The sequence below is a fragment of the Asanoa sp. NPDC049573 genome, from assembly GCF_040676615.1.
In the GTDB taxonomy this organism is placed as follows: Bacteria; Actinomycetota; Actinomycetes; order Mycobacteriales; family Micromonosporaceae; genus Asanoa.
Map to the genome: position 1 here is coordinate 1 of NZ_JBFAPI010000052.1, position 1,122 is coordinate 1,122.

Here is a 1,122-nt window from a genome sequence, read left to right on the forward strand (position 1 = left end):
TGTACTGCCCAGGCAGGTTGGTCGAGGTTGTGTGACGTCGGAGTGTGACGTTGCTGGACGGGTGAAGGCCTCCGGTTGTGGAGTGGAGCTGTCTAGAAACCGCTCCGCCAACAGGAGGCCTTCGTGTCCCACGCTAACGCTGCTTTGACCCCGCGCGCACGTCTGCGTCTGGCGCGTCTGATCGTGGATGAGGGCTGGCCGGTGGCCCGCGCGGCCGAACGCTATGACGTGTCCTGGCCGACGGCGAAGCGGTGGGCTGACCGGTACGCGCGCGAGGGTGAGGCGGGGATGGCGGACCGGTCGTCCCGGCCGCACCACAGCCCGACCCGCACACCCCAGCCGGTGGTCCGCAAGATTGTGCATCTGCGGCTCAAGCAGCGGTTGGGGCCGGTCCAGATCGCGGGGCGGCTGGCGATGGCGGCCTCCAGCGTGCACGCCGTTCTGGTCCGATGCCGGATCAACCGGCTCTCGCATATCGACCGGGTCACCGGGGAACCGGTCCGCCGCTACGAACACGACCATCCCGGAGCGATGCTCCACGTGGATGTCAAAAAATACGGCAACGTCCCCGACGGTGGTGGCTGGCGCTTTGTCGGCCGCCGCCGGGGCGACCGGAACCGGGAAGCGACCGCCCGGCGCACCGGCGTCCGCAACGCCAAGTGGGAACCACGCGTCGGGACGGCGTTCGTTCATACCGTCATCGATGACCACTCCCGGGTCGCCTACGCCGAGATCCGCGACGACGAGACAGCCGCCACCGCCATCGACGTGCTCCGCAACGCGGTCACCTGGTTCGCCGCCCGCGGCGTCACCGTCGAGCGGGTCCTGTCGGACAACGGCTCGGCCTACAAATCCCACGCCTGGCACGACGCCTGCAACCAGCTGAGCATCCGCCCCCGCAAGACCCGCCCCTACCGCCCACAAACCAACGGCAAGGTCGAACGGTTCCACCGGACCATGACCAACGGCTGGGCCATCGCCCGCTTCTACCGCTCCGAGCACGCCCGCCGCCAAGCCCTACCCGCCTGGCTCCATCACTACAATCACCACCGGCCCCACACCGCCGTCGGCGGCCGGCCACCCATCACCAGGTTGACCAACGTCCCTGGGCAGTACACCTAG

The 1,122-nt window shown here is 68.8% G+C and carries 1 protein-coding gene; it reads left to right on the forward strand.

Annotation, left to right across the window (positions count from 1 at the left end; all coding sequences use genetic code 11):
- The first annotated feature begins 123 nt into the window (after positions 1-123).
- A complete protein-coding gene (locus tag AB0J74_RS38875) occupies positions 124-1,122 on the forward strand; it encodes an IS481 family transposase (protein WP_363458318.1) in 999 nt (332 codons plus the stop codon).